The following is a 21,832-nucleotide window of genomic DNA, read 5'->3' as shown; positions in this document are numbered from 1 at the left end:
TCGGCGGCGAGCTGGGCGAGGTCGCTCTCGGGCAGCTGGCGCAGGTCCGCAGGCTCGCGGACGCGGTCGAGGAGGGGGAGAACCGGATCGGACACGTCGTGACACTCGCTCATTCGGGGGCGGACCCGCGCGGGCCCTCGTGGGCCGGGGATCCTGGCAGCTGGCCGCCGTTATACCTCAAGCGGCCGTTCGCGCCATCGCGCGACCTTCTAACGCCACGGTTGCGGCTGTGCGCGGCGCAACAACTCCGAAGAACATCCTGAACCTGAGGTGAATTCCGGGCGCGGCGGGACAGCTGCGCCGGAATGCGCTAGAATGCTCGCGCAGGCCGTGATCGCCCCGCGATCTCGCCAATACGCATCCCCAGGAGGTCGGATGGGACGGTCGCTACCGGCGCGCGGGCTTGCCGCTCGCGGGCTCGCCTTGCCCGGGTTGACCTTGGGTCTCCTGCTCGCGGTGCCGGGTCAGGCCGGGGCGGTGCCCCTGTACCCCGCCCTGGATCCGACCTGGCTGCCGCATCGTCCCGTCTGCCCGCCCACCGACCGGACCTGCGACACCGTCTCGCGCCGCCGGATCCCCGTCTGCACCTGGCGGGTGCGGCCGACGCCGGAGGGCCCGCGGCGGGTCCGGATCTGCGCGTGAGGCGCGCGGCCAAGGTGGCCACCGCCAGGACCCGCGCCGCGCTGCCGCCGGCTCGCGGCGCCCTGTGCCTGCTCCTGCTGGTCCTGCCGGGGCCGGTCCTGGCGCGCGGCTGCCCGGAGCACTTCGCCGGCGGCACGCTCCCGGCGCTCACCAACCCGCGGCTCTCCGCCAACACCACGCTCCTGTGCTACCAGGCCTTCGCGGTCCTGTATTCGGGGCTGTCCCGTACGCCGCTCTACGCCGCCGAGCACCTCACCGCCGCGGGCGTCGAGGCCGCCCGCCGCATCGACCGGGCCGACGCCTTCCACGAGGAGGAGCAGTTGCCGGAGGCGATGCGCTCCGAACTCGCGGACTATGCCGGCAGCGGCTGGGACCGGGGCCACATGGCTCCCTCCGGCGACATGCCGACCCCGAGCGCGCAGGCCGAGTCCTTCAGCCTCGCCAACATCGTGCCGCAGAACCCCGACGACAATCGCCGGCTCTGGGCCGGAATCGAGAGCAGCGTGCGCGCGCTGGCGATCGAGCGCGGCGACCTCTTCGTCGTCACCGGGCCGCTGTTCGAGGGCGCGAGCGTCCAGTCGCTGCGCGGCCGGGTGCTGATCCCGAGCCGGCTGTTCAAGGCGGTCTACGACGCGAATCGCGGCGAGGCCGGGGTCTACCTCGCCCGCAACGCCCCGGGCGACGCCTGGGAGGCGGTCTCCCTCGCCCAGCTCGCGACGATCGGCGGCATCGTGGCCTTCCCGGACCTGCCGGATTCCGTCCGCCGCCGCACCATGGCGCTGCCCGAGCCGCGGCGCGACGAGTATGCCGGCGGCCCCCGCAGCCGCCGCGAGCCGAGCTTCCTCGACTGGCTCACCGCCGAGCTGCGCCGCGCCGCGCGCCGCGCCTGGCGCGACTTCCTCCGCTCGCTGTTCTGAGCTGACCGGCGCTGGCAGGCCGGCGCGTCGTCCGCTTGGATCGTTGTTCTGCCGCAGGTTTTCATCGCAAAACCGGCAGCCACTGCTGCGAAACCTGCCTTGACGAGACGCCCCATGCCCGCGCACGCGAAGCCCGCCTTCACCCCCTTCGCCGACGATGCCGCGGTCCAGACCCTCGGCGGCCTCACCCTGGAGAACGGCACCGCGCGGATCGCCCTGCACGGCTCCCTCGACTTCGCCCGGGACCGGGAGAGCCTGGAGCGGGCGAGGGCGCTCATGCAGACCCTCGCGGCGATCGTGGCGGCGCTCGAGGGCGAGGGGCACCTGCCGGAGCGGGCCGAGGAGGTCCGGGTGGCGACGCAGGCGGTGAGGAACCCCTTCGGGTGAGGGCGGCGGAGCGCCGCCCAGGCGCCGCCTTGCACCCCCCCGGCGGCCCTGGTAAGCGCGGGAGCACTCCCCATTCCCGCGCGCGGCCGGCCGCGCCGACGCCCGGCGATCCGATCGTATCCCGGGAAACGGCCCGAATCCGGCAGAAAACCGCCCAACCCGGACCGCGCGCCAGAACCCGAAAAGGATCACCGCCATGGCCCGTGAATTCATCTACCACATGCGGGGTCTGACCAAGACCTATTCCAGCGGCAAGAAGGTGCTCGACAACGTGCACCTGTCCTTCTACCCGGACGCGAAGATCGGCGTGCTCGGCGTCAACGGAGCCGGCAAGTCGACGCTGTTGCGGATCATGGCGGGCATCGACACCGAGTTCAACGGCGACGGGTTCGTGGCCGAGGGCGCGCGGGTCGGCTACCTGCCGCAGGAGCCGCAGCTCGATCCGGACAAGACCGTGCGCGAGAACGTGATGGAGGGCGTCGCCGAGTCCCAGGCGATCCTCGACCGCTACAACGAGCTCGCGATGAACTATTCCGAGGAGACGGCGGACGAGATGACCCGTCTCCAGGACGAGATCGAGGCCAAGGGCCTGTGGGACCTCGATTCCAAGGTCGACCAGGCGATGGACGCCCTGCGCTGCCCGGGCGACGACGTCGCGGTCGGTACCCTCTCGGGCGGCGAGCGACGGCGCGTCGCCCTCTGCCGCCTGCTGCTGTGGCAGCCGGAACTCCTGCTCCTCGACGAGCCGACCAACCACCTCGACGCCGAGACCGTGGCCTGGCTCGAAGGCCACCTGCGCTCCTATCCGGGCGCGATCCTGATCGTCACCCACGACCGCTACTTCCTCGACAACGTCACCGGGTGGATCCTCGAGCTCGACCGCGGCCGGGGCATTCCCTACGAGGGCAACTACTCGTCCTGGCTGGTCCAGAAGCAGAAGCGCCTCGCGCAGGAAGGCCGCGAGGAGGAGGCACGCCAGCGCACCCTCGAGCGCGAGCAGGAATGGGTGTCGGCCTCGCCGAAGGCCCGGCAGGCCAAGTCCAAGGCCCGCATCGCCCGCTACGAGGAGCTGGTGGCGAAGTCCCAGGAGAAGGGGCCCTCGACCGCCCAGATCGTCATCCCGATCGCCGAGCGGCTCGGCAACAACGTCATCGAGTTCGAGCACCTCGAGAAGGCCTTCGGCGACCGGCTGCTGATCGACGATCTGTCGTTCAAGCTGCCGCCGGGCGGCATCGTCGGGGTGATCGGCCCGAACGGCGCCGGCAAGACCACCCTGTTCCGGATGATCAACGGGCTGGAGAGCCCCGACAAGGGCGAGATCCGCGTCGGCGAGAGCGTCAAGCTCGGCTATGTCGACCAGTCCCGCGACGCGCTCAACCCCGACGCCACCGTCTGGCAGGAGATCTCCGGCGGCAACGACGTGCTCTATCTCGGCAAGCGCGAGATCAACTCGCGGGCCTATTGCGGCGCCTTCAACTTCAAGGGCTCGGACCAGCAGAAGAAGGTCGGGGTCCTGTCGGGCGGCGAGCGCAACCGGGTCCACCTCGCCAAGATCCTCAAGAGCGGCGCCAACGTGCTGCTCCTCGACGAGCCGACCAACGACCTCGACGTCGACACCCTCCGGGCGCTGGAGGAGGCGCTCGAGGATTACGCCGGCTGCGCGGTGATCATCAGCCACGATCGCTGGTTCCTCGACCGGATCGCAACCCACATCCTCGCCTTCGAGGGCGACAGCCACGTCGAGTGGTTCGAGGGCAACTTCGCCGATTACGAGGCGGACAAGAAGCGGCGCCTGGGCGTCGACTCCACCATCCCGCACCGGATCAAGTACAAGAAGTTCAGCCGCTGACGGCGCAGGGCGGCGGGAGCGCCGCCCTCGTCTCCAGGCGAATCAAGAACGGGCCCCGCGGGGCCCGTTTCCGTTCCGAGGGATCGTTCGCCGGATTACCGCGTCGCCGAGTACAGCGAGGCGCCCGAGGCGATCGGCGAGGTGACGGTGGAGAACACGCTGAGCACCTTCTGGACCTCGGTGAAGGGCGCGTTCGAGACGTAGACGAGGTCGCGGTTGCGCATCCGGAACGCCTGCGAGACGAACAGGCTGTTGGGGTCGCGCATGTTGATCCGGTAGACCACCGGCACGAAGGTCGAGGCGAGGAGCGGGCTGCCCGGGTGCAGGCGGCGCACCACCGAGGCGGGCTCGAACCGGAAGATGAACACGCCGGCCGGATCGGCCTGGAGATCGCGCAGGCCCCCGGCCTTGGCGAGCGCCTGGGCGAGCGTGATGCCCTCGGCCGAGAACGGGATCTCGAAATTCGCCCCCGTGGCGCCGACGGCCAGGAAGGTCTGGGGGTCGCGCACCAGGGTGAGGGTGTCGCCCGGGCGCAGGAAGATGTTCTCGCGCGGGTTCGAGACGATTGCGGTGAGCGGCACCGTCGCGGTGGTCGAGCCGCGGGAGAGGCGCACGAAGGTCTCGTTCACCGGCGCGGCGACCCCGCCCGCCGTCGCGATGACGTCGAGGAGCCGGTCGCCCTTCTCGGTCAGCGGCACCCGGCCGCCGCCGAGGTTGGAAACCGGGCCGCCGCGGGCCGCCGCCAAGCGGGCGCCGCCGCCCGCGGCCGCCGCCTCGCCCAGCACCGTCACGCTGGTGCTGAGCGGGGAGTTGACGGTGACGAGCACCTGCGGCTGGATCGCCTTGCCGGCAAGCTCCTGCTCGATCTGCGCCTGCACCTCCGGCGCGCGCCGGCCCGCCACCTTGATGCGGCCGGCATACGGCACCGAGATGGTCCCGTCCCGGGCGACGATCTGCTCGGGGATGCTGGAGGATTTCGAGCCGGTGGAGAAGCGGTCGGCGATCGCCGGGCCCGAGAACAGGCCGCCGCTGCCGGCCTCCCAGATCGTCACCGTCACGGCGTCGCCGACGCCGATCACCGGCTGCACCGAGGGGCGGCGGTCGCCGAAGGAGGCGAGCAGGCTGTCGAGGGGGCGACCGCGCAGGGCCTCCACCACGGCGGCGTCGACGTCGATGATCTCGTAGCGGGCGAGCAGGCCCTGGTCGGTGGCGACGTCGGCCCCCTCCTGGACCGCGCTCGCCGTCGGGCCCGCCGCGGGCAGGAAGCTGCTGCAACCCGCCAGGAGGCTGCAACCCGCCAGGAGGCAAGCCGCCGCCAGAACCGCTGGCATACCGACGCGCACCATGCACTCACCCTCCGAACGACTCTCGAGAGCCGTCCGCGACGACCCCTTCGGTCCTGTACCCTACGATGCCGGCCGCGCCTCAAGACCGGCCGGCATCCGTCCCGATCCCGATCGGCAGACGCAGACGAGCACGGCCGCACGCGGCCACGCTTCGCCATCCTCCCTCTATCATCCCGGACCATCACGATCGAATGAACGGAGCGCCGTTTCGGCGTTCCGCGTGCACGCGCGCTCCCGGTGTTGCCCCGGGTCCACGGCCGACGGGTCGACGAGGAGGGGCGTCGGCCGCGAATGCGTCACGAGCGTGGCGGCAGGCACGGAGTGTGGCACGATCGCAACGCCCTGTGAATCCGGGGCATAACGCCGGAATGTCCACGTTCCTGCCCAGATCGGCGGCCTAATGGCGGCCGTCGCCCGACGGGCGACCGCGACGGCCGGACCTGCGCGACGGCGAGACTGCGATTTCCACAGAGTGTTGCATCCTTGCCATTGTTCGCCTCGGGCCGGTCGGTACTGTCCGCTTCGTCAGCGGCTCGCGCGCAGCTCGCGCGCCCCGAATGCCCGTCCGGGCAGGCTGGCATCAGCCTGTTCGGGCCTTCGTCGCCGCAGGGCCGATCCGGACGACCGTGCGCGGTCATCCGGCTCCCGCCCAGACTCGAGGTGTGCCCGTGAGAGTTGAGCCCGCGCGAAACGTCGAACCGAGCCGGCCGGGCCTCCGCCCCGGTCATCGCCAGGTCTTCCTGTTCCTGCAGGGTCCGATCACGCCGTTCTTCGCCCGGGTCGCCGATTCGCTCGAGGCGCGGGGCCATCGCTGCCTGCGGGTGAACCTGTGCTTCGGCGACTGGCTGTTCTGGCGCCGGCCGGGCGGGATCAACTTCCGGGGCACGCGGGAGACCTGGCCGGCCTTCATCGCCGACCTGATCGACCGCGAGGGCGTGACCGACCTGATGCTGCTCGGCGAGCAGCGCTACTACCACAAGGTCGCGATCGCCGCCGCCAAGGCCCGCGGCCTGAACGTCACGGTGACGGATTTCGGCTACCTGCGGCCGGACTGGATCACGCTGGAGCGCGACGGCATGTCGGGCGACAGCTGCTTCCCGAAGGATCCGGAGGCGGTGATGGCGCTCGCCGCGCAGGCGCCCGAGCCCGACCTGGTGCCGCGCTACCGCGACAGCTTCCTCACCCAGGCGGCTTGGGATATGGCCTACCACCTGATGAGCAACTGGCTCTGGTGGCTCTATCCCGGCTACAAGTCGCACCAGGTGCACCACCCGGCCCTGGTCTATATCGGCACCGGCCTGCACATCCTGCGCGCCAAGCGCACCGGCCCGCGGGGCGACGCCCTGGTGCGCCGCCTGCGGGAGGCCGGCACGCCCTACTACGTGCTGCCGCTGCAGATGGAGAACGACTTCCAGCTGCGCGCCTACTCGCCGTTCTTCGACCTGAAGACGCCGATCCACGCGGTGATCCGCTCCTTCGCCGAGCACGCGCCGGCGGAATCGCGCCTCCTCGTCAAGATCCACCCCCTCGATCCCGGCATCCGCAACTGGGCGCGCATCGTGCGCCGCTCGGCGGTGAAATGGGGCGTGGCCGACCGGGTCGACTTCGTCGACGGTGGCGATCTCGGGGCGATGCTGGAGGGCTGCCGGGGCGTCGTCACGGTGAACAGCACCGTCGGCCTCTGGTCGATGCGGGCCAACAAGCCGACCATGACCCTGGGCGCCGCGATCTACGACATCGAGGGCCTGACCTACCAGGGCGGCCTCGAGACGTTCTGGACGCAGGCCCCGCCGCCCCGGCGCGACCTCTGGGAGGCCTTCGTCAAGGCGATCGTGGCCAACATCCAGATCCGCGGCGTCTACTACAAGGGCGAGGGCATGGCGGCGGCGGTGGAGGCGACGGCCTCCCGCCTGGACCTCGCGCAGGGCGCCTGGCTCGAGGTGCGCACGCGCGCCCGCGGCACGGTCGAGGCGGGCGGCGACCTGCCGGGCCTCGAGGCGCTGCAGAACGCCTGACCGTACAGCAAGGAACGGAAGAACAAGAAGGGGCCGGAAACGGCCCCTTCGTCGTTTCCGGGCACCACCCACGCCCGCATCACCGCAAGCTTTCGCATAGGTGAAAGCCAGATCGACATCGCCCGTGTTGAGCTGAGAGCGCCGATCGCTTCGGGAAGAAGCCGGCACCTCACCGTCCGGCCCGTACATATCCGCTCTTTTGCGTGATACTGGCCGGACAATATCCTGCCTCGGTCGTGATGCCTCGGCGCATGGCTGACGGGAAGACTGCTCTCACGGCGCGAAAGGCCGCCCACGACGGTGAGCGCGGCCGCGCGCGGGGCCCGGGAGGAACCGCTCCGATGTCGTCCACCTCAACCGTCTCGGCGGGCGCAGGCGCCTCGTCACTCGCCCGCGGCGTGGCGCGGGCCGTCGGCGCGGCCGTCCGGACGCCGCTCTGGCTCGCCGGCGTCGCCGGGGCCGACAAGTCCTTCGCCAAGAACCCGATCCTCGGCAGCCCGGCCCTGAACCGGCTCGGGCTCCATGTCGGTCGGGTCAGGCTCGCCGCCCACATGGCCGAGCGGCGGCGCGCCCGGCTGGCGGCCCTGCTCGATCCGGCCGACCGCGCCGCCTTCGACCGCGACGGCATCGTGATCAAGCGCGACTTCCTCGACCAGGACGCCTTCGCGGCGTTGAAGGCCGAGATCTACGGGCGCAGCTTCGAGGCGCGGGAGCTGCGCCAGGGCCAGGCGGTGCAGCGGATGGTGCCCCTGGGCGGGCGGGCTCTGGCCGAGCTGCCGCACCTGCGCGCGCTGACCGAGCACCCGACCTTCCGCGGCCTGACCTACTACGCCGCGTCGCGCGCCGGCGAGCCGGTCTGTTACCTCCAGACGGTGCTGGCCGAGCCCGACGGGCCGGACGACCCGCAGACCGCGCTCCACGCCGACACCTTCCACGCCACCACCAAGGGCTGGTTCTTCCTGCACGACGTCGCCGAGGAGGACGGCCCCTTCACCTACGTGCCGGGCTCGCACCGGCCGACCCCGCAGCGGCTCGGCTGGGAGCGCGCGCAGAGCATCGCGGCGCGCGCGGCCGCCAACGGCCACCACGCCGCCGGCTCGTTCCGGATCGCCGAGGAGGAGCTGGCGGGCCTCGGCTACGGCTCGCCGGTCCGGGTCGCGGTGCCGGGCAACACCCTGGTGATCGCCGACACGTTCGGGTTCCACGCCCGCGCCCCGAGCCTGCGGGCGAGCACCCGCGTCACGGTGCACACCTATATCCGCCGCAACCCGTTCCTGCCCTGGACCGGCCTCGACCCGAAGGCGCTGCCGGGCCTGCGCGGGCGGGAGCTAGCGCTCTATCTCGGCCTGCAGGACGCGAAGCGCCGCCTGACCGGCCGCGGCGCGCCCTGGCGCCCGGTCGGCGCCGTCGCCATCGATGCGCCGGCCCGGTCCTGAGGGGCGCGCTCACCGCTCGTCCTAGCCTCGATCCGTCAGGTCCGGACGGCGGGACTCCGGTCCTCACCCACGGCGCAGCAGGTGGCGCCAGATCAGCGACCAGGCCTGCTTGAGCAAAGCCTCGGGGGTGAGGGTGCGCCGGGCCAGCTCCGGGTCGCCGGCGGCGAGGCGCTGCACCAGCACCTCGGGCGGGCAGGGCAGGCCGGAGCGCGGGTCGACGTAGCGCGGATACAGGATCAGGGCGCCCGCCACCAGCTCGTCGAGGGTGAGGCGACGGGTGCGGCGCGGGCAGCCGGGATCGTCGGTCAGGCCCCAGCCGGCGTAGAACGGCAGGCCGTGGGTGGTCACCGCCTTGCCGCGCAGGAGCGCCTCGAAGCCGATCAGCGAGGTCACGGTCTCGATCCGGTCCGCCGCCTCGATGGCGTCGACCGCCGAGACGTCGCGCAGGACGACATCGGCGTGCGCCGCCAGCTCGTCCGGCGGCACCCAGCCCGGCCGCAGGCCCGCCTCGACGTCCGGATGCGGCTTGAAGGCGATCACCGCGCCGGGGTTGCGCTCCCGGGCGAGACGCAGGAGCGCGGCGTTGCCAGACACCGTCGCACCGCCGAGGCGGATCGAGGCGTCGTTCTCGACCTGGCCGGCGACCAGCACCACCGGTCCCGGCCGCGGCATCGGCGGCAGCGCGGCGCTGCCGACATTGTACTTGCTCACCCGCGCGGCGATCACCGCCTCGCGCAAGGAGGCCGCCCGGGCGAGGAGATCGGCCGAAAAATCCTCCGTCTCGAGCAGCCGCTCGAGGTCGCTCGGACCCGTCGCATCGTAGTAGACGCCGGCGGCGTCGAGGACGTGCGAGGCACCGGGGCGCAGGGCGACCCCGAGACCGATCGAGCGCAGGAAGCCGTCCTCCATGCGCAGGAGCGGCACGCCGGCCTCCCGGCAGGCCGCCTCGGTCCCGGCCGGCATCCGGCTGGCCCAGGACACGACGCGCCGGACCTCCGAGAGCTCGCCCGCGGTGACCGGGTCATCCCCCCGCCGGACCACCGGGCGGCTGCCCGGCGCCGACAGCGTGCGGGCGATCCAGTCCCGCTTCCAGGCCGAGAAGCCGACGCAGAGGGTCGGCACGGCGTTCTCGCGCCAGCGCGACGCGACGAGGCCGAGGATCTCCACCGCGTCCTCGAACCGGGCCGGCGTCCCGGTATAGGGGTCGAAGTAGCGCGAGCAGACCAGGTAGGCGGCGGCGAACACCTCGGCGGGCTCGCGCCGGCGGGTGCGCCGCGGCAGGTGCAGCCGGTCGTCGGTGAAGCCCCAGCCGGCATAGAAGGGCAGGCCGAAGCAGGTCACGGGCGTGCCCGCCAGCGCCGCCTCGAAGCCGGCATGGGCGGAGACGACGTAGACGCGGTCGCTGTCCTCCGCCACCGACCAGGCGGTGACGGGATCGCTCACCAGCCGGGCCCCCGCCGCTTCCGCCGCGGCGGCGTCGATGTGGCCGCGCCGGCCCAGTGTCGCGGCGGGATCCATCACCACGAGGCGCTCGGCCTCCGGCGAGGCCGCGGCCGCGGCCGCCAGCATCGCCGAGAAGGCGCTGGCCCCGGCGAGGCCGAAGCCGACCGTGGGATCGCCCACGGCTTGGTCGACGATCACGATGCGCCGGCGGCCGGCCGCCCGCGCCGGCAGGTCGCGGCGGCGGGGGTCGTTGTCGAGGCTGAGCCGCCTCTCGCGCAGGCGCGCGATGCCGGCCCGGGCGCGGGCGACGAGATCGTCCGATTCCCAGCCGCCCTCCTCGAGCATGACCTCGAGCTCGCTCGGGGCCGTGGCGTCGTAGTGGATGCCGAGCCCGTCGATGATGTAGCTCAGGGCCGGCTCGGGGCGGATCTCGCCGAGGCGCAGGAAGCCCTCGTCCCAGCGGTCGCTCAGGCGCACCCGCCGCGAGGTCGGTTCGCTGCCCAGGCGCCGCGAGCGCCGCGGGCCGGGTCCTTGCGACTCCGACGGCATCCGGGGCCACAACCGCTTCAGCTTGCCGCGATCCATCCGCCTCTCACTCACTGCGGACCGTGCCGCCCAGGCGTTGCGGCCCGGAGCAGGGGCCGTTCCACATCACCCCGGCGCCGTCAAGCATGCACGCTCTGCGCGCAAGCCCGGGCGAGGGTGGCGCCGGTCTCCGTCCCGCTCCGGTTCTCCTTGAGGACGGTGTCACTTTTCGAGTCCGACCCTGCCGCCGGACGCAACCGGATTTTTTCGCGACCCGGCCGGGACCGACGTGCTACAGGCGCGGCCGTGCCGCCGCGTTCCGCTCACCGTCCGGGAGTAGCCATGCCCGTCATCCTGATCACCGGCGCCTCGAGCGGGATCGGCGCGGCCCTGGCGCAGCATTACGCCGCCCCCGGCACCACCCTGGTCCTGAACGCCCGCGGGGCCGAGCGCCTCGAGGCGGTGGCCGAGGCCTGCCGGGGCAGGGGCGCGACGGTCGAGGCGCGCACCCTCGACGTGCGCGACCGGGACGGCGTGCGGGCCTGGATCGACGACGTGGCCGAGCGGCGCGGCCTCGACCTCGTCATCGCCAATGCAGGTGTGAATGGCGGCCACCCGGAGGGCGGGCTCGAGACCGAGGAGACCGCCTTCCTGGTGCTCGACGTGAACCTGATGGGCGCCCTCAACGTGGCGCTCCCGGCGGTCGCCCGGATGGCCGCGCGGGGCAGCGGTCAGGTGGCGCTGATCTCCTCCCTCGCCGCCTACGCGCCGCTGCCCGACGCCCCGGCCTATAGCGGCACCAAGGCGGCGCTGCTGGCCCACGGCCTGGCGCTCCGAGAGAAGCTGGCGCCCCGGGGCGTGCGGATGAACGTGGTCTGCCCCGGCTACGTGAAGACCGCGATGGGGGCCGATTACGAGGGCTGGCGCCCCCTCGAGATGAGCGCCGAGGCGGCGGCGACGCGCATCGCCAAGGGGCTGGCGCGCGACGAGGCGGTGATCGCCTTCCCGGCAGCGCTCGCCGCGGCGGCGCGGGGCGCCGGGCTGATCCCCGAATCCTGGCGCCGCCTCGGCATGCGCGGCTTCAGCTTCCGGATGGGAGAGCGCCAGCAGCGCTGAGCCCCTCCTTTGCCGCGGAGATCGACGACCCGGTGCGGATCGCCCTGTTCACCCTCGAGGCCCTGCCCAACGCCCGGGCGGTGCGCCGCTTCGTGGCCGACCACGCCGCGCGGATCGCCTTCGTGGGCCTGTCCGATCCCGAGCGGCCGAGCACCGGCGGGCTGACCGGCCAGGTGCGGCGCCACCTGATGCGCTCCGGACCGGGCTTCCTGCCTTATCTCGCGGTGAATTTCGGCCTGCCCGACCTCGCCCGGGGGCTGGCTCCGGCGACGCAGGCGCTCGCCGGCAGCCGCGACGTGCCGGAGGCCACGCCCTTGCGCACGCTGTGCCGGCGCCTCGGCCTGCCGCACGCCACCATCACCGACGTGAACGGGCCGGAGACGACCGGGCACCTGCGGGAGCACCGGGCCGACCTGATCCTGTCGTTCCACTTCGACCAGATCTTCGACGCCGCGACGCTCGCGGCGGCGCCGAAGGGCGGGCTCAACGTCCACCCCTCGCTGCTGCCGCGCCATCGCGGTCCGGTGCCGACCCTGCACGCGCTCCTGGAGGATGAACCGGATTTCGGCGTCACGGTGCACCGGCTGGCGCCGACGATCGATGCCGGCGGCATCCTGGCGCAAGAGGCCGTTGCGCTGCCCGAGGGCGTCACCGCCTCGCGGGCGGCGATGCTGCTGCACGAGGCCGGGCGGCCGCTGCTCGACGAGGTACTGGTGCAAGCCGAGCGGACGGGCGCGCTGCCGGAGGGACGCAGCGTCCCGGTCCTGCCCTATTGCGGCTTCCCGACGCCGGCACAGCTGCGCGACCTGAAGCGGCGCGGCCGCAGGCTCGTCGATGCCGGGGACCTGCGGGAGGCCCTGAGCCTGTCGCTCAAACCATAGCGGCTTGGAGCGCATCACACGTCTATCCCAACCTCAACCTCATCCTGAGGTGCCCGGCGATCGTAGGATCGCTGGGCCTCGAAGGAGGGCTCCAGAAGTCTCAGCGATTGCTGGAGGCCTCCTTCGAGGCTCGCTTCGCTCACACCTCAGGATGAGGTCGCGGGTGGGAGAGAGAAGACCGTACCTTCCAAGTCACCTTGGGTCCCGCAGCGCGGACCCAGGGTTACCTAAGAGGTTCACGCCCGCCGCGACATCAGCCGCTCGACCAGCGAGCCGCCCTTGTTCAGCTCGTCGAGCTCGTCGGCGAGCACCGTCACCGTCTCGCGGATCTGCTCCGGCGTGTGCTCGGAGGTGATGAAGAAGCGCAGGCGCGAGGAGCGCTCGGGCACAGCCGGGTGGATGATCGGCTGCACGTTGATGCCGCGCTTGAACAGCCGGTCGGACAGGGTGACGGCCTTGAGCGAGTCCCCGAGGATCACCGGCACCACCGCGAGGCCGAGGCTGGTGCCGGTGTCGAGGCCGCGCTCGCGGGCGGTCGCCAGGAAGAGGGCGCCGTTGCGGCGCAGGCGCGCCACCCGCTCGGGCTCGCGCCGCATCAGGGCGAGGGATACGGTCGCGGCGGCCGCGAGAGGCGGCGAGAGGCCGACCGAGTAGACGAAGCCGCCGGCCGTGCACTTCAGGAGTTCCACCAGGGCCGCGGCGCCGGCGACGTAGCCGCCGCAGGAGGACAGCGTCTTCGACAGCGTGCCCATCCAGATGTCGACGCTGCCGGGGGGGACGTCGCAATGCTCGTGCAGGCCGTGGCCGTCGCGGCCGAGCACGCCGAGGCCGTGGGCGTCGTCGACCATCAGCCAGGCGCCGTAGCGCTCCTTGAGGGCGACGAATCCGGCGAGGTCGGGGGCGTCCCCGTCCATGCTGTAGAGGCCCTCGATCACGATCAGCGCGCGGCGGTGCTCGTGGCGGGTGGCGTGCAGCAGCGACTCCAGGGCCTGGAGATCGTTATGGGCGAAGCTGCGGCGCTGGGCGCCGGAGAGCTGCGCCCCGGTGACCACGCTGTTGTGGATCAGGGCGTCGTGGTAGATCACGTCGCCGGGCTCGAGCAGGGCCGCGATGGTCGCCACGTTGGTGGCGTGGCCGCTCACCATCACGACGCAGGCCTCGGTGCCGTAATGCGCCGCGATCGCCCTCTCGAGGGTGAGGTGGCCCGGCCGCTCGCCGGCGACGATCCGGCTCGCCGAGGCCGAGGTGCCGTAGGTGGCGAGCGCGGCTTGCGCCGCCGCGTTCACCTCCGGATGGCCGTTGAGCCCGAGATAGTCGTAGGACGAGAAATTGACGAAGGACTGCCCGTCGATCCGCGTCGTGGCGCCGGCCTTGGCGTCGTGGACGCGGAAGAACGGGTTGCCGAGGCCGATCAGGTCGGCGGCGGAGCGCTGGAGCTTCAGCTCCTTGTAGGCCGGCAGGCTGTCGAAGCTCGGAGCCTGCGCGAGGACGGGCTTGGGCGCCGGGCGGGCCGGCGCGGGGCGGACGGGAGCCTTGCCGAGGCGGGCGGCGACGAAGCCCGCCAGGGCCTCGCGCCCGCCTGCCCCATTGGAGGATCCGGTGCTCATTTGGTGATGACCTTGATGTCCTGGCTGTTCTGCTCGACCAGCACCTGGATGGATTGCAGCGCCTCGGCGTCGACCGCCTCAGCCCCGCCGTGGCGCTGCGACAGGCTGAGCACCGCCGCGGCGCTCTCGTCGACCGGGGCCGCCACCGACTGGATCAGGGTGTCGGCGAGTTCGGTCACGGTCTGGCCGCTCGATACGCCGGCGGGCGGCGCCTCGAGGCCGAACCGCTCCTGCAGGCTCGCGCCGAGCTCGACGCCCATCAGCGAGTCGAGGCCGATCTCCGAGAGCACCCGCACCCGGCTGATGTCGTCCTTCGGCAGGCGCAGGATGCGGGCGATGTCCTCCACGATGGCGTCCGCCACGGTCTTGCGGACCTCGTCGAGGTCGTGGGCGCGCAGCAGGCCCGCGATGCTGATCACCGCCTGCGCACCGGACTCCGCCTGCTGCTCCGAGCCGAGGCTGGCGTAGCTCGGGGAGCGCAGGGTCGCGAGGCGCTCGCGGGCCTTGCCCCAGTGCATCGCCGCGATGGCGATCACCGCGTCGTCGGGCGCAGGGCCCTGCGTCCCCAGCGCCTCTGCCATCAGGTCGAGGGACTTGCGGGCCTCGACCGGCGTCACGCCGACGCGGCCGGCCAGCGTCTCCATGACGGCCTTGTTGCGGGCGAGCACGCCGACATCGCCGATGGCGCCCCAGGCCACCGCCAGGGCCGGGAGGCCGATGCGGCGGCGCTGGCGGGCCAGCCCCTCCATGAAGCCGTTGGCGGCGACATAGGAGCCCTGGCCCGGATTGCCGATGAAGGTCGTGGCCGAGGAGAACAGCACGAAGTAGTCGAGGGCCCGGTCGCGGGTGAGCGCGTCGAGATGGCCGGCGCCGGTCACCTTCGGGGCGATCACCGCCTCGAGGGCGGTGGAATCGAGGTTCGCGATCAGGCCGTCCTGCAGCACCATCGCGCCGTGGATGATGCCGGCGAGCTTGCGGCTCTTGCCATCGACACCCTTGGCCTCGACGCGGTCGAGCAGGCGCTTGACCGAGGCCCGGTCGGCGATGTCGCAGGACTCGACCCGGACCTCGACGCCGCGGGCGGTGAGGTCGGCGATCGCCGAGAGCGCCGCCTCGCCCGACGGGGCCTTGCGACCGACGAGCACGAGGTGGCGGGCGCCCCGGTCGGCGAGCCAGCGCGCCGCCTCGATGCCGAAGCCCCCGAGGCCTCCGGTGACGAGATGGTACCGGTCCGCCGCGACCACGAAGGGCTTGGTGGCGACGGCCGGGACCGTGCCGGCCCTCGGGGGGGCGATGACGATCTTGCCGACATGGCCCGACTGCTGCATCAGCCGGAACGCGTCCGAGACCTCTTCCGCCGCGAAGGGCTGGTAGGGCAGCGCCTTCAGGCTGCCGTCGGTGAAGAGCGCCATCACCTCGCGGAACAGCCGCTTGCCCTCGTCCGGCTGGAACTGGAGCAGCTGGTCGAGGTCGACGCCGAAATAGGACAGGTTCCGGCGGAACGGCCGCAGGCCAATATGGGTGTTGGCGACGTAGTCGCGCTTGCCGAGTTCCACGAAGCGCCCGAAGGGCTTGAGCGCGTTGAGGCTGCGCTCCATCGCCTCGCCGAACAGGCTGTTGAGCACGACGTCGACGCCGTCGCCGGTGATGCGGCGGATGTCGTCCACGAAGGCGAGCGAGCGGGAATCGAGCACGTGCTCGGCGCCGAGCGCCTTGACGAGCGCCCGCTTCTCGTTCGAGCCGGCGGTGGCGATGACCCGGGCGCCGCGCATCCGGGCGATCTGGAGCGCCGCCAGGCCGACGCCGCCGGCGCCACCATGGACCAGCACCCACTCCCCGGCCTTGAGGCGGGCGAGGGTGACCAAGCCGTAATAGGCGGTGAGGAAGGCCACCGGCGTGGTGGCGGCGGCCTCCGGCGACAGCCCCTCGGGGGCGGCCGCCACGACCATCTCGGGCACCACGATGTGGGTCGAGAAGCCCGACTGGGCGAAGGCCACCACCCGGTCGCCGGGCTTGAAGGCGGTCACGCCCGCACCCACCGCGGCGACGCGGCCGGCGCATTCCAGGCCGAGCCGCGGGCCAGCGAAGCCGTCCTCGAGGATCTCCTCGGGCAGCATCGACAGGGCCCAGAGCACGTCGCGGAAGTTGAGGCCGGTGGCCTCGACCGCGATCTCGATCTGGCCGGGTCCGGGGGCGGCGCGCTCGGCCGGGCCCCAGTGCATCTCGTTGAGGCCGCCCGTGGTGCTGCGCTCGAGCCGCGCGGCCGGGGCCGCGGGCCCGGCGCGGCGCACGGGGCGCGCCCCTTGCGCGAACCGCACCACCCGGGTGCGGTCGTCGTCGACCACGATCTCGGTCTCGTGGGTGCCGGACAGGATCAGGTCGCGCAGCCGCTCGGCGGCGCGCTTCGAGGGGATCGCGGTCGAGAGGTCGATGCGGCGCACGTCGAGGCTGGCCACCTCGTTGGCGAGCGTCCGGGTGAAGGCCCAGACGCCGGCCTCGACCCCGCAGGCCAGCCCGCCGCGGTCGCGGGTCGCGCCGGGGCAGACCACCCAGAGCCGGGTCTGCCGGCTGCCGAGATGCTCGACGCAGCGCTTGAGCCCGAGGCAGCGCTCGCGCAGGCGCTCGGCCGGCTCGCCGCCGCGGTTGAACGCGCCGGCGAGGTAGACCACCGTGTCGGGCGTCTCGCGCTCGAGCTCCCGGAGGGACGCCTCGGAATCGAGGATGATCGAGACGTGGACCCCGCTCGCCACCAGGAGGGTGGCCAGCGACGAGGCGGTCTCGGCCGCGAACTCGTCCTCGGAGCCGATCACGAAGGCGAAGGTCTGGCCGGCGGCGGCCTTCGGCCGCGGCGGAGCTTCCGCCAGCAGCAGGAGGTCGTTGCCGTTGCGGGTGACGGCGCGGTCGGCCGCGACCTTGACGAGGCCGACGGCGCTCAACGAGCGCTGCCAGCCCGCCACGTCGTCGAGGCGCCCGACCGGAACGTCGCCGGCGGCCTCGAACCAGCCCGGGGTGAGGCCGAACACCATGTCCCGGAACAGCGAGGCGCCGGGCTCGACCGCCGCGAACAGGCCGCCCGCCGCCAGCGACGCCGCCAGCGGCGCGAGGAGGTCACGGGAGGCGCGGTGGAGCACGTCGCTCGCCAGCACCGCGTCGAAGGCGGCGAGCCCCAGGGCGGCCGGGTCCTCGATCACCGTGACGCCGGAGGGCAGGGCGAGGCGCGCGCGCTCGGCGAGGCGCCGGTCGGCCTCGAACACCGTCAGGCGCGCCTCGTTGAGCCCCGCGAAGGTCGCGACCTGGGCCGAGAGCGGCCCGAACCCGACCTGGAGCAGGCGCAGGGCCCGGTCGCGGGGCAGCGCAGCGGCGCTGTCGGACAGGAGCCGCATCACCGCGTCGGCCGAGGCCCGCACGGTGGCGCCGCGCAAGCTGAACGCGTCGAGCGCCGCCTGAGGCAGGGACGGGGCCTCCGCGAGGGAGCCCGCGAGGATGCGCGACACCACGGCGCCGAGATCGGCGCAGAGCAGGAGCTCCGCCGACAGCTCCGGATGGTCCGCCGCGATCCAGCGCATGATCTCGTCGGGTTCGGGCAGCGTCACATCGGCGCGCAGGCGCCAGCGGTCGTCGCCCGCGCCGTCCGCGAGGCCGCTGACCTCGAGGGCCAGGAGCTGGTTGACGAGCCACGGCCGAAGCGCCGCAGGCAGCCGGCGCGAGGCCGCGACGTCGACGACGCCGCCGACCGCGAGGCCCCGGGCGAGCCGGTCGGCGAGCGAGGTCGCCCAGCCCTCGAGCAGCATGTGGCCGGCGCCGAGGGCCGCCTCGCCGGCAGCAGTGACCGCGCGGGCCTGCCGGCGGATGAGGGCCGCGATGGCCGGCTGCGGCTCGAGGGCGATCGCCGTCGGCTCGGTGGCGAGCTCGGTGAACTGGCGGATCGCGAAGGCGTCGAGATCCCCCCCCGCCTTGACGCGAAGGGCCTGGAACCGGCTCTCGCGCAGGGTGGCGATCACCTCGCCGGCCTCGTCCACCAGGGTGAAGTCGGCCAGGATGCTGCGCTCGTTGCAGCGCCGGGTGCGGATCACCGCCCGGGCGATCGCCGCACCGGGGCGCACGAGGCGGATCTCGCCGAAGCGGATCGGCACGTAGGCCCGGCTCGCCGCCTCGCCGAGCAGGTCGGCGAAGAGCAGGATCAGGCCATGGAAGCACGCGTCGAGGCGCGCCGGCACCAGGCCGTAGCGGGCATGGGCCTGGTCATCGGCTTGCGCCGGCACCAGGTCGGACACGATGGTGACGTCGTCGAGCCGCGCCGAGCGGGCGACCTGGCGGAAGCTCGGGCCGAAGCCGAGGCCGGAGGCCCTGGCGCGGGCGTAGAGCGCCTCGCCCTCGACACTCGTCTCGGCCGGCAGCGGCGCCATCGCGCGGCCGGAGAGGCGCGCCGGCGCCGGCGCCTCGCCCTCGACCAGCTTGGCGACGGCGTGGAGCTGCCACGGCGCCTGGCTCAGGCGCGGCCGGGACAGGATCTGCACCAGGTTGGCGCCCGGCGAGAACCGGGCCAGGACCTCGCGCACCGCGTCCTCGGCGAAGACCATCGGCTGCTGGATCTCGAGATCGGCGAGCGTCACGCTCTCGGAGCGCACGATCTCGCGGCCGACGGCCAGCGCCATCTCGGCGAAGGCGGCGCCCGGCAGGATCGCCTGGCCGTCGATGCGGTGGTCGTCGAGGTCCGGCACCGTCGCGACGTCGAGATGGGCCAGCCACTCGAGGCCGTCCGGCCCCTGGCGGGAGCCGATCAGCGGGTGGTAGGGCCGGGCGCTCGCCGGGTTGGCGGTCTCGGTGGTCTCAGGCAGGCGGAAGACCTTGCGCTGCCAGGGATAATGCGGCAGCGCCACGATCCCGGCGGGATCGGCCCCGAAGGCCACGTCCTCGTCGACGGCCGCGCCGGCGGCCAAAGCCGCCGCGAGGGCGCGCCGGAACGGATCGGCCTTCAGGTCCTTCTTGGGCAGCACGCCGACCGTGGCGCCGTCAAGCCCGAGAGGCTCGAGGCAATCGCCGATATGGGGCAGCAGGGTCGGGCGGGGCCCCACCTCGACGAAGACCCGGGCCCCTCCTTGCGCCGCCGCCTGGATCGCCGCGCTGAACCGCACCGGCTCGCGGATGTTGCGCCACCAGTAGCCGGCGTCGAAGGCGCGGCCGTCGAGCATGTCGCCGGTCACCGTCGAGGCGAGGGGCACGGTGCCGGAGGCGGGGGAGAGCCCGGCGAGGTCGCGCCGCAGCGGCGCCTCGATCGGGTTCATCAGCCGGCCGTGGAAGGGGTAGTCGAGGTCGAGCTTGCGGCCGCGGCGGCGCTTGCGCGCGAGCGCCTTCATGGCGGCGTCGATCACCGCCACGGGACCCGCCACCGTCACGGCCTTCGGGCTGTTGTAGGCGGCGATGTCGAGCTCGGGGTAGTCGACCAGGAAGGCCTGCGCCTCATCGACCGGGGCGAGCAGCACCGCCATGGTGCCAAGGCCGCGGGTCGCCTCCTGGTGCTTCGAGCGGTAGAAGATGACCTTGACGGCCTGCTCGAGGGTCAGGATGCCGGCAGCCTCGGCGGCGCCGATCTCGCCGACCGAGTGGCCGACGATGGCGGTGGGCTGCAGGCCGACGGCGCGCAAGGCCGCCGTGGAGGCCGCCTCGATCGCGAAGATCAGCGGCTGCGACACGCTGGTGAGGGCGAGCCGGGCATCGAGGTCGTCGGCGTGCAGGGCCTCCTTGAGCGACCAGCCGGCCAGCGGCCGGAACAGCGCGTCGACGGCGTCGAAGCGGGCGCGGAAGACCGGATTGAGGGAGTAGGCGTCCCGGCCCATCCCGGCCCACTGGCTGCCGTTGCCCGAATACACGAAGGCGACGCCGCCGGCGCGCTCGACCGCGGTGGCGACCGCCGCCGCCGGGCTCTCCTCGCCCTCGGCGAGGCCGCGCAGGGCCTCCACCACGCCCGCGGGTCCCTCGAGGGCAGGATCGCGCAGCGGGATCGCGGCGCGGACCGGCAGGCGCTCGCGGCGATGGGCCGCCGCCGCCGCGACCCGGGCGATCTCGGCCGCATCCGCCCCCTCGAGGCGGGCGGCGTAGTCCTGGGCGAGGTCGGCGAGGGCGGCCCTGGTCTGGGCCGAGACCAGGAGCACCTCAGGCGCCGGCTGCGCCGCCGCGGAAGGCGCCGGCTGCGCCGCCGCGGACGGCGTTGCGGCCGCGGCCGGCGCCGGGTCGGTCAGGATCACGTGGGCGTTGGTGCCGCCGAAGCCGAACGAGTTCACGCCGGCGAAGCGCTGCTTGCCCGTGCGGGGCAGGGGCCGCAACTCGCGGTTGACCTCGAGATTCAGCTCGTCGAACGGGATCGCCGGGTTGAGCTCGGCGCTGTGCAGCGAGGGCGGCAGCAGGTCGTGCTCGAGCGCGAGACTGGCCTTGAGCAGGCCGGCGAGGCCCGAGACCGGCTCGGTATGGCCGATATTGGTCTTGATCGAGCCGATCGGCAGAGGCGTCAACCGGCCGCGGCCGAGCTTGCCGCCGATGGCGCCGGCCTCGATCGGGTCGCCGACCGGGGTGCCGGTGCCGTGGGCCTCCACGAAGGCGATCGCATCGAGGGGAACCCCGGCCTCGCGGTAGATCTCGTCGAGGAGCGCGCCCTGCGCGTAGCCGGAGGGCAGCGAGATGCCGGTGGTGCGCCCGTCCGAGTTGACCTTGGCGGCGGCGATGACGCTCCGCACGGTCGCGCCGTTGCGGGCGGCGGCCGCCGCCGATTGCAGCACCAGGACGACGCCGCCCTCGGCCCGCACGTAGCCGTCGGCCTTGGCCGAGAAGGCCTGGCACAGGCCGGTGCGCGACAGCATCGAGGCGTTGGAGAACGCCACGAAGTTGAACGGGCTCACCAGCAGGTTGACGCCCGCCACGACCGCGGTGTCGATCCGCCCCGTGGCGATCGCCGCCACCGCGGCGTCGAGGGCGACGAGGGACGACGAGCAGGCGGTGTCGAGGGTGAAGCTCGGCCCCTTCAGGTCGAAGATGTAGGAGATCCGGTTCGACAGGATCGACAGCGTGTTGCCGGTCGCCGCGTAGGCGTCGCCCGAGGCGGCGTCGAGCACCCGCAGGTTGCCGTAATCGAGCGAGGAGGCGCCCACGAACACGCCGATCGGGCTGCCCGCCACCGCGGAGGGCCGCAGGCCCGCGCTCTCCAGCGCCTCCCAGGTCAGTTCCAGCAGCATTCGCTGCTGCGGGTCCATCTGCTCGGCCTCGCGCGGCGAGATGCCGAACACCGAGGGATCGAAGGACCAGGGATCGTCGATGACGCCGGCGGCCCAGGTGTAGCTCTTGCCCCGCTCCTGCGCCCGGGGGTGGCCCATGCGCTCGAGGGACCAGCGGTCCTCCGGGATGCGCGAGACGGCGCACCGTCCCTCGATGAGCATCTGCCACAGGCTGTCGACGCCAGAGGCGCCCGGAAGCCGGCAGGCCCGACCGATGATCGCGATGTCAGGACGCTGTGTCACGTTCGATTCGCACACGCTCTTCTACGGAGGACCGGACGCGGCGGCGCCGCACCCGGGCATTCGGCTCAACCCATAGTATGAGGCCCGCATCGCGCCAACCCCGGAACGGCGCCAACCACCCCGGAACGGCAAGACTTGGTCCACCTGTGACATGCCTTCA

At 72.9% G+C, this 21,832-nt stretch carries 12 protein-coding genes; 8 read left to right on the top strand and 4 right to left on the bottom strand.

Annotated features, from left to right (window positions below; translation table 11 throughout):
- Positions 1-375: 375 nt before the first annotated feature.
- The 4 genes from EU555_RS25440 to ettA all read left to right on the top strand — a co-directional run bounded on the left by EU555_RS25440 (position 376) and on the right by ettA (position 3,795).
- Complete coding sequence (locus tag EU555_RS25440; RefSeq protein ID WP_135418052.1) at positions 376-642, top strand: hypothetical protein; 267 nt, start codon at positions 376-378, stop codon at positions 640-642.
- Positions 639-1,559, top strand: a complete 921-nt coding sequence (locus tag EU555_RS25435) for a DNA/RNA non-specific endonuclease (RefSeq protein ID WP_425375152.1) — start codon at positions 639-641, stop codon at positions 1,557-1,559. Before EU555_RS25440 ends, EU555_RS25435 begins: the two co-directional genes overlap by 4 nt.
- 114 nt (positions 1,560-1,673) lie before the next feature.
- The gene (locus EU555_RS25430; RefSeq protein WP_135418048.1) at positions 1,674-1,946 is read left to right on the top strand and encodes a hypothetical protein; all 273 of its coding nucleotides are present in this window, start codon (positions 1,674-1,676) and stop codon (positions 1,944-1,946) included.
- Positions 1,947-2,142: 196 nt separating this feature from the next.
- The gene (gene ettA / locus EU555_RS25425) at positions 2,143-3,795 is read left to right on the top strand and encodes an energy-dependent translational throttle protein EttA (protein WP_135418046.1); all 1,653 of its coding nucleotides are present in this window, start codon (positions 2,143-2,145) and stop codon (positions 3,793-3,795) included.
- A 95-nt stretch (positions 3,796-3,890) separates the two neighbouring features.
- On the opposite strand, the gene EU555_RS25420 is transcribed toward ettA, so the two are convergent.
- Positions 3,891-5,141, bottom strand: a complete 1,251-nt coding sequence (locus EU555_RS25420; protein ID WP_135418044.1) for a polysaccharide biosynthesis/export family protein — start codon at positions 5,139-5,141, stop codon at positions 3,891-3,893.
- 668 nt (positions 5,142-5,809) lie between these two features.
- Here EU555_RS25420 and EU555_RS25415 point away from each other — a divergent pair.
- Positions 5,810-7,156, top strand: a complete 1,347-nt coding sequence (locus EU555_RS25415; RefSeq protein WP_245524485.1) for a capsule biosynthesis protein — start codon at positions 5,810-5,812, stop codon at positions 7,154-7,156.
- 341 nt (positions 7,157-7,497) lie between these two features.
- The gene (locus tag EU555_RS25410; protein WP_135418040.1) at positions 7,498-8,592 is read left to right on the top strand and encodes a phytanoyl-CoA dioxygenase family protein; all 1,095 of its coding nucleotides are present in this window, start codon (positions 7,498-7,500) and stop codon (positions 8,590-8,592) included.
- 63 nt (positions 8,593-8,655) lie between these two features.
- Here EU555_RS25410 and EU555_RS25405 read toward each other — a convergent pair whose 3' ends face one another.
- Positions 8,656-10,620, bottom strand: a complete 1,965-nt coding sequence (locus EU555_RS25405) for a capsular polysaccharide biosynthesis protein (protein ID WP_135418038.1) — start codon at positions 10,618-10,620, stop codon at positions 8,656-8,658.
- Between the two features lie 282 nt (positions 10,621-10,902).
- Between EU555_RS25405 and EU555_RS25400 the strand changes: the two genes are divergently transcribed.
- Positions 10,903-11,676: an SDR family NAD(P)-dependent oxidoreductase gene (locus EU555_RS25400; RefSeq protein WP_135418037.1), complete on the top strand. Its 774-nt coding sequence runs from the start codon at positions 10,903-10,905 to the stop codon at positions 11,674-11,676.
- 32 nt (positions 11,677-11,708) lie between these two features.
- Entirely contained in the window at positions 11,709-12,557 is an 849-nt protein-coding gene (locus EU555_RS25395; protein ID WP_135418035.1) for a formyl transferase, read from the top strand.
- A 236-nt stretch (positions 12,558-12,793) separates the two neighbouring features.
- Here the strand turns inward: EU555_RS25395 and EU555_RS25390 are convergent, their stop codons facing one another.
- Complete coding sequence (locus EU555_RS25390; RefSeq protein ID WP_135418033.1) at positions 12,794-14,164, bottom strand: aminotransferase class I/II-fold pyridoxal phosphate-dependent enzyme; 1,371 nt, start codon at positions 14,162-14,164, stop codon at positions 12,794-12,796.
- Positions 14,161-21,672 (bottom strand): type I polyketide synthase, encoded by a 7,512-nt coding sequence (locus EU555_RS25385; protein WP_135418031.1) that lies wholly within the window; start codon positions 21,670-21,672, stop codon positions 14,161-14,163. Before EU555_RS25385 ends, EU555_RS25390 begins: the two co-directional genes overlap by 4 nt.
- Between the last annotated feature and the right edge of the window lie 160 nt (positions 21,673-21,832).

Source organism: Methylobacterium nonmethylotrophicum (assembly GCF_004745635.1).
In the GTDB taxonomy this organism is placed as follows: domain Bacteria; phylum Pseudomonadota; class Alphaproteobacteria; order Rhizobiales; family Beijerinckiaceae; genus Methylobacterium; species Methylobacterium nonmethylotrophicum.
This window is presented reverse-complemented; position numbering and strand designations above follow the sequence as displayed.